The organism is Exiguobacterium sp. UBA6282 (assembly GCF_002440475.1).
Lineage (GTDB): Bacteria > Bacillota > Bacilli > Exiguobacteriales > Exiguobacteriaceae > Exiguobacterium_A.
The window spans coordinates 41,008-48,572 of the sequence record NZ_DJUM01000002.1; the positions used below are offsets into that span (position 1 = coordinate 41,008).

Annotated in this window: 9 protein-coding genes; 3 read left to right on the forward strand and 6 right to left on the reverse strand. The window is 50.1% G+C overall.

All coding sequences use genetic code 11. From position 1 onward, the window contains the following. The 4 genes from B2751_RS00335 to B2751_RS00350 form a co-directional block, all read right to left on the reverse strand. Window positions 1-329 (reverse strand): SH3 domain-containing protein (locus B2751_RS00335; protein WP_290772003.1); only part of this gene is annotated, 329 nt, incomplete at its 3' end. A 183-nt stretch (window positions 330-512) separates the two neighbouring features. Then, window positions 513-1,562 (reverse strand): oxidoreductase, encoded by a 1,050-nt coding sequence (locus B2751_RS00340; protein WP_056061392.1) that lies wholly within the window; start codon window positions 1,560-1,562, stop codon window positions 513-515. A gap of 73 nt (window positions 1,563-1,635) precedes the next feature. Further along, window positions 1,636-2,121, reverse strand: a complete 486-nt coding sequence (locus B2751_RS00345) for a GNAT family N-acetyltransferase (RefSeq protein WP_214853766.1) — start codon at window positions 2,119-2,121, stop codon at window positions 1,636-1,638. Between the two features lie 220 nt (window positions 2,122-2,341). Next, entirely contained in the window at window positions 2,342-3,214 is an 873-nt protein-coding gene (locus tag B2751_RS00350) for an SDR family NAD(P)-dependent oxidoreductase (protein ID WP_290771991.1), read from the reverse strand. Between the two features lie 163 nt (window positions 3,215-3,377). Between B2751_RS00350 and B2751_RS00355 the strand changes: the two genes are divergently transcribed. Together B2751_RS00355 and B2751_RS00360 are read left to right on the forward strand one after the other, a co-directional pair. Continuing rightward, window positions 3,378-4,841 carry a potassium/proton antiporter gene (locus B2751_RS00355; protein WP_035408010.1) on the forward strand — a complete coding sequence of 488 codons (1,464 nt, stop codon included), beginning with the start codon at window positions 3,378-3,380 and terminating at the stop codon, window positions 4,839-4,841. Window positions 4,842-4,923: 82 nt separating this feature from the next. Next, the gene (locus tag B2751_RS00360; protein WP_290771993.1) at window positions 4,924-5,334 is read left to right on the forward strand and encodes a hypothetical protein; all 411 of its coding nucleotides are present in this window, start codon (window positions 4,924-4,926) and stop codon (window positions 5,332-5,334) included. A 47-nt stretch (window positions 5,335-5,381) separates the two neighbouring features. Here B2751_RS00360 and B2751_RS00365 read toward each other — a convergent pair whose 3' ends face one another. After that, window positions 5,382-6,566, reverse strand: a complete 1,185-nt coding sequence (locus tag B2751_RS00365) for a hypothetical protein (RefSeq protein ID WP_035408013.1) — start codon at window positions 6,564-6,566, stop codon at window positions 5,382-5,384. 21 nt (window positions 6,567-6,587) lie between these two features. Further along, window positions 6,588-7,184, reverse strand: coding sequence for a DUF1129 family protein (locus B2751_RS00370; protein WP_214812949.1), 597 nt, complete (start codon window positions 7,182-7,184; stop codon window positions 6,588-6,590). A gap of 148 nt (window positions 7,185-7,332) precedes the next feature. Between B2751_RS00370 and B2751_RS00375 the strand changes: the two genes are divergently transcribed. After that, the gene (locus tag B2751_RS00375) at window positions 7,333-7,479 is read left to right on the forward strand and encodes a hypothetical protein (protein ID WP_023468299.1); all 147 of its coding nucleotides are present in this window, start codon (window positions 7,333-7,335) and stop codon (window positions 7,477-7,479) included. The last annotated feature ends 86 nt before the right edge of the window (window positions 7,480-7,565 follow it).

Sequence of the window (7,565 nt, forward strand, 5' to 3'; positions counted from 1 at the left end):
CCCGTCCGGACGTTGAGTGTGCCGACCGTCGTATACTTCGTTCCTGTCGACGTATATTTCGACGAAGACGATTTGACGTAGTTCTTGTGTATGTAGCCAATGCGGGATTTGTAGCTGATTTTATACCAGCTGCCGGACGTTCCCTTTGATGTGTAGACGTTCCCTTTGTAGACGTTACCGAGAATCTTACTCGATGTCGACGGTTTCTCGCGGACGCGTAAGACATCCGTCGTCACGGTCAACTTCATCGCGGCCTCAGCGATCAACGAAGGGCTGAGTACCCCAACGATGACAGCCGCTACGAGCAATGCGGATAAGAATCGTTTCATGATAGACCCCCTATGTTTAGATTTGGTGAGACATTCCCTTATTCCCAACTTTTTGAAAAAATAATCAACATTTCTTTAGAAAAATCTGAAAAATAAGGAATGCACCTGTTCTTTATATCAAAAAAACCCGACCATGCCTATGGGCACAGTCGAGTTGTCATCAACCTGCAATCAAATTAAAATTTAATTTTGGATCGTCAAGATATAAGGTGACGGTTGCGCAAAAGCTTGTTCGAGCAGGTGGGCAACAAACAAGGTATCTTCTTCTTTCACCGGAAGCGGTGCATCTTCGACGATACTGCGGTAAAAGGCACGGTACAGCTTGCCGTAATCACCGACGGGACTCGGTATCCGGACGTCTTGTAAGTGACCGTGTTCATCATGATAAATCAAACGCCCATAATCGTCTTCTGAATCCTCACCGAACCCCTCTTCTCCCGGGAAGTAGTTCGCTTTCAGGTCGAGCTCTTGCCGGTCGACGTGTTGTTTGATGAACGTGCCGTTCGTGCCGTGTAACATCCACCGGGGTGCCGGGGCAAGTGCGACATGACTCGTCCGGACGCTGACTTTCAGCTCCGGATAATAGAGATCAATCGCAAACGCATCATCGGGATTGTGCGGCAGTCGAACACTACGCACATCAAAGGCAACCTTGTCCGGTTTTCCGAATAAGGCGATGATTTGGTCAAGCGTATGAACACCAAGTCCGTAGAGTGCGCCGTTCTCATGGCGCGCATCAGCTGACGCTGCTTCGGGACGAAACAAATCAAACTGCGAGACGACTTCGACAAGTCGTCCGAGTTTTCCGGAACGGATGATTTGGGCGACGACTTGGAAGTCGCTGTCGTAACGGCGGTTTTGATAAGCGAGAATTTTGACGCCTTGCGCATGTGCTTCCGCAAATAAACGCTTCGTCTCCTCTTCAGTCACGGTAAACGGCTTTTCGACGAGAACATGCTTTTGATGTTGCAAGGCGAGCAACGCGTATTCGAAATGGGTAGCCGGTGGTGTATTGATGACGACGACATCAAGTGCCGGGTCAGCGAGCATCTCAGACACATCCGTCGTAAAACGGGCATCTGGCAGTCGATCCTGATAGGACGCGAACAGCTCCGGTTTTTCCTTCCGATTGTAAATCCAGGTGACGTGATAGTTGTCCTCGATCATCACGTACGGTAAATGGTAACGGGTCGTACTTTTGCCAAAGCCGATGAAGCCGATATTCAATCGCATCCGATCACTCCTTGAACCGTTCTTTTTCTCTTACCATACCAAACGAAACGACCGTTGTCTTGATTGAACCGCTTCAGGCCGTCGCTTCGATGCGTTCATACTCGTAAATCGCGAACCCGTCCCGTGTTCCTTGATAGACGAAGCCAAATGACGTGTAATACGCATTGAGAAACTCGTTTGAAGCGACACAGTCGAGTCGTAGGATTTCCCCTTCGTCCTCTGTCACAGCAATCGCATGTTCCAGCAGTTTCCGACCGACTCCACGTCCTTTTGCGCGGTCGCTGACGACGATTCGATGGATATACAGACCTTCTACATCATCCCACAAGGATTGATCCCATTCGAGCGAAGGAAGCAGGGCAACGGAACCAAGCAGCTCGTTCTGATCCTCAAAGACATACAGGCGACCGGCTTCTAAATCTCGCACGACGAGTTGCTCGATGTCTTGCTCAAGATAAGCTGACCACTGGCTACTGCCACCAGCTTTAAGGGAGAGCGCTTTTTGCTCAAGTAGGGTTGCGATGTTTCGAACGTCTTTTGATGTAGCTTGTCGTATCATGTTATTCCTCCTGTTACAAAAAATTCTTCTCTATCCTAACGAATGCGAAGCGAGAAGAAAACCTTTTTGCTTCAAGATTTCATGTTTGCCCATTATTTTGTGATTTTTTTCATATTCCACAATTTTATTTCGATGTAACGTATTCTTTAGGAGTGATCTGACCCCCAGTCGTCACAACGGTAAACGACCGGCTTCCCACGAGCCGGTCGTTTTTTGGCGTTCAGGATAGTTCGACCCAGCGGCGCGACAAATTCCGTGCTTGTGCCCGGTACTCGTCATCTTCGACGATCGGATTGCTGAGTCGAGAAGCGGAATCCGCATAATAGCCGCCGTTGTCAAGTGGATCGTCGGTTGTTGCGAGATAGAGCGCCGTCTTCGCACCGTATTCCGGTGTATAAAGTTTTCCGGTCCAGTATCCGACTTGCGCGACTGGTTTGAGTAACGTCTTCATCACTTTGCCATACTTGCCGCGATAGAACAGATCCGTATTGACGATCCCCGGGTGGACGCTGACGAACGTGATCCGGTCGCCGTGCTTTTCAGCTAGCTCACGCATATGAATCATTTGCAGGAGCTTCGATTCGCGGTAAGAACGCATCGGGCTGTAATGTTCTTTTTTGACGTGCGCGATCGCCTCAAGTTCGACGTCGGTCCGGATCAAGCCGCCTTCACCGGCGAGAGAGGAAATCGAGATGACGCGCGGATCTTGTCCTTTTTCGAGTAAAGGTAACAATCGCTCGATCAAGTAGAAGTGACTCAAGTAATTGACTTGGAATTGCGATTCAAAACCGTCCTTCGTGACATGATACGGCGGTACCATGACTCCAGCATTTAGGATCAAACGGTCGATTCGACCCACCATGTCGAACAGGCGATCCGCAAAACGACGGACGGAGTCAAGTTGATCCAGTTGCACAATCTCGATTTCCAGTTGTGTATGCGATACACCGTTTTCCCGCAACAGTTGAACGAGTGCCGTCGCTTTTTTCTGAGACCGGACGGTCGCGATGACACGATCTCCCCGCTCCAGTAATTCTTGAATCGTGACCATTCCCATACCAGAATTGGCACCCGTGACGATACAGATGTTCATCCCTCTTCCTCCTTGATGATGTTCCATTTTGAACGCACTAGTCCTGCTTCTAGTTTTCCTTTTTCTATTCGTTTATACACCTTATTTTGGTGTTATTTTTCGAAATTTTCGAAAAATAACGTATACTAAGAAGAGAGCATGTCATCAAGAAAGAGGTGGTGGGATGGAAGAAGGTACGATTTTGTTCGTCGCAGGCACACTATTACTGATTGCAATCATCACGACGAAGTTCGCTGTCCGGTTAAATGTACCGACGTTGATCCTATTCGTCGTTGTCGGTATCGTCGCAGGGTCCGACGTTTCAGGAATCATCAACTTCGGTGATTTTGAACAAGCGCGTCTCTATGGGACAATGGCGCTCGTCTTGATTCTATTTGACGGCGGCTTGCATACAAAATGGACACATTTCCGAAAGATTCTCCCCGCCGCCCTGTCGCTCGCGACCATCGGAGTCCTCGCAACGACAGGAATCATCGCTTTCGTCGCACATTATCTGCTTGATTTTTCTTGGCCGGTCGCGTTACTGATCGGCGCACTCGTCGGCTCAACCGATGCGGCGGCTGTCTTTTCTCTGTTAAGTGGACGACCGGTCGATGCTAAGGTCAAACATACGCTTGAAGCGGAGTCTGGAACGAATGACCCGATGGCTGTCTTTCTCACGATCTTATTCACATCGTTTGCATTGGCACCGGAATCGTTCTCGATTGGTGCGGGTATTCTTTCCTTCATCTACGAGATGGGACTTGGGACACTAGTTGGTCTTGCGATCGGGTATCTCGTCACGCAACTGCTGAACCGGATCGAGTTGCCATCCTCCGCCCTTTATCCGACGCTTCTGTTCAGTGGGGCGCTCTTCTCGTATGGTCTCGCGACGATTTTGCACGCCAGTGGGTTTCTCGCCGTCTATCTGACCGGAATCTGGATCAACAATCATGATATGATCTACCGCGAGACGCTCAAACGATTTAGTGGTAGCTTGTCGCATCTAGCAGAGATCGGCATGTTCATCATGCTCGGACTGCTCGTCTTTCCAAAACAATTACTCGATCCTCGGACCTTGTTCGTCTCGGCCGTCATCGTCCTGACGTTAATCCTGCTCGCTCGTCCACTTGCCGTCGTCTTGTCGTTGCTTCCGTTTCGGTACACGGTCAAAGAACAGAGTGTCATCACGGCAGCCGGATTACGGGGCGCCGTTCCGATCATTCTCGCGACCTATCCGCTTTCGAGTGGTCTTTCTGAAGCGCCGCTTCTTTTCAATATCGTCTTCTTCACCGTCATGACGTCTGCTCTTTTGCAAGGAACGGCCTTGCCGTGGATCGTCCGGCGAATGGGGCTAGAGACACAGCCCGACACGACGGTCGAACCGTTCCTGAAATTCATGACCGTCACCCATCCGCAAGCGGAGATCATCGAGGTCAGGGTCTCGACAAACAGTGTGATTGCCGGAAGAACGTTACAGGATATCGAGATGCCCCAGGATGTGCTCGTCGTTGCGATCATTCGTGAAGATGAAATCCTGACGCCGCGTGGTCAGACACGTGTCCTCGTAGACGATCAACTGTTGATTTTAACACCTAAACAAGCGGATCAGGACGTGCGACGGTTGATCGCGTCACTCGGAATATAGATCATTTAACACATCCTCCAGTAGGGTGTGTTTTTTGATGTAGATTGATATACTCAAAAAGGAAAATAAAGGAGGAACCTTGATGTTAAACCGATTACTTGCCGTCATCTTGACTACCACGCTCGTTTGCACCGTCCTAGCATACATATCCTATACACCGCTCCGAGATCGGACATCGGATACGATGTATGAATCATTCGGTTCAACATTTTTGTTTTACGTCTTAGCGACCTTGCCGATCATCTTGCTGTCCGGCTTCTTACTCGACTTCCTTATCGGCATGATCATCAACCGGTCATCGACGACATTAGCGTATGTGCCGACAGTCCTCGGTTACGGAGTGTACGGTATCGTGATCGCGAGTCTCCTGCTTCTCTTGACGACGAAGGACGCATTTGACCTGCCGCTTTCTTTTACAGTCGCTGCTCTGACAGCAATGATCTATTACAGTCTGTCCGTCGTCTTTAATCGATTGTCACAGCACGCGCACTAAAAAAACGAACAGACACGTCTGCTTACTCGCGGACGTGCCTGTTCGTGTTATTCTGCTTCCGTTCGTTCAATCGTGATGACACCCGGTGGACGATGCGGGAAGGTCAACGTCAGACCGGCAAAGCGACAAATATCATCTTCGTTCGGTGCCCGGTGCACCCACTCGATCGTCTCTTGCCTTGCTAGCGCGTGGCGGATCCGGTTATCGGCTTGTGTACGCGAGATGCCGCGGCAATCAACGTTCGTGATATACGTTGCTTCGTCCGACTCGATCTGTTGCCAAATCCCGAGGATCAGTTGACCAATCGGACTGACGGATTGACCATCCGGTTCTTCACTGCTGACGGCAGCATCGAGCATTTCGATGACAGCGTCACAAGTCTCACCGGAAGCAAGCAATCGCGTCGATCCTTGTTGTAGAATCCGGTAACGCGTCACGCCGTTCTCGAGCCACAAGCGCTGTGCGAATGGATTGACCGGAACACCGTGGAAAAATGTCTGCGTCCCGCGCCAAGCAAAACCAAATGATGGGTCGTACGCCCGAATCGTCGCCATGGCACGATCATGGAACTTAGCGATCGTCTGTCGTTCCGTTTCCAGTAAGTTTCGGATCGCCTCTTCATCCTCTAACGGTACCGACTTTGGTGTCACAGTAAATAATTCCGATTCCGGTAAGCGGTGTGGGGACAAAATCGTTCCGTCGAAACGATAATCGTTCGCCGGACGTCCAGTACGCCCGACGGATAAGCGCCACGTCCGTTCTTCCGGCATGAAGGCATAACTTTGATGGGCAAAAGGTGGTGCGACGAACAGTCCCGGAAACGGATCGAATGTGTCGACTCGCAGGACGTCACCGTCATACCAGCACTCTTCGATCAGACGGACGAGCCGTCCGACGGGTGCATTACGGTCCGTCAGGTAACGACCGGTATTCGCATGAAATCCGAGTAAGAACTCGCGCTCTTCTTCTTGGAACGTCACCATCAAGAGTTGGAACAACGAGGCAATCTGCTGCTCGACGAGTTGCGGATCCTCCCCCGTCTCTGCCTCAAACGCGACCATCTTCCAGCCGGACCGTTCATAGAGATGAATCGTCACCGGGAAGAACAGGAAGGCACCATGTGTCGCTTCGAGTTTGACCATGTCTTGCATCGCTAGGCGTTCCGTCAGTAAGGAAAATCCCATTCGTTCGAAATGATCTTGCAACCGTCGTTTCCAATGTGTGAACTCCACGCAACCATCCCCTCTCGCGAATTATGCGCCGCGTTTTCGTAACGGATTCTTTGACCAGTAGATGTAGAGACCAACGAGTCCCGCGATGCCGATGAGATAAGACGGCATTCCGCTGACTTGAATCAAGACGTCCGGTGCCGGGAAGACCGTCACGAGCAGTGCCTTATAGGTTGAGAATAAAATGAAACTGATGACGAATTGAATCCACACCCGCGGTTTGACTTGTTTGATCTTAGGTGCCGTGATGACTTGTGACATCGCATCGATCAAGAAAAGAGCGATGATTGAGAAGAATAAGTAATCGATCAGGGCGAATTGGAACAATCCGTCGATCCCTTCGATGAAGATGAACATCAGAATTGAGGAGACATAGTTTCGTGTCCAGCGTTTTTGCGTCTCCATCCGATGTCGTTGTGGTAACTCAGCGATCATCTGATCGAGGCGTGCTTCGACGGATCGACCGTGAATCTCTTCGAATGGACGCTGCTTCCGCTGGGCTTCGTAGATATCTGCCCGCAGACGGTCTTCAATTTCCGTCCGGTCCGGTTCTGCAACGTTCAGATTCAATCGTGGTAAAACGGTTTCTAATAAACGTGTGTTGGCTTTCGTTAATTTCAATCGATTTCCCCCTTTTTCATGTTTAAGTATACTGGGTTTTTGGGAAAAATACGTAGTGGAAGTAAAAGATTGCTTGACGAAACGATGAAAAATGTTCAGAATTATTAAAATATAGTGTCGGAATCAGATAGAAAGGACGTGTCGAACCATGCGTCAAACATTGACGAGCGCCGCCTTGATCACCTTACTGACAAGTGCGGGCATCGCCTTCCCGTTGGCTGAAGCGAAGCCACCCGTTGACCAAGAACCGGTCGAACTCGATCAGCAACAGGAACAAACGCCTGAAACAGAATAACAATAACCCGCGCTCAAGCAGGAGCGCGGGTTATTTCATGTATCACTAGGTTGGGTGACGCGTTAGTCAATCGTGACGGTCCACGT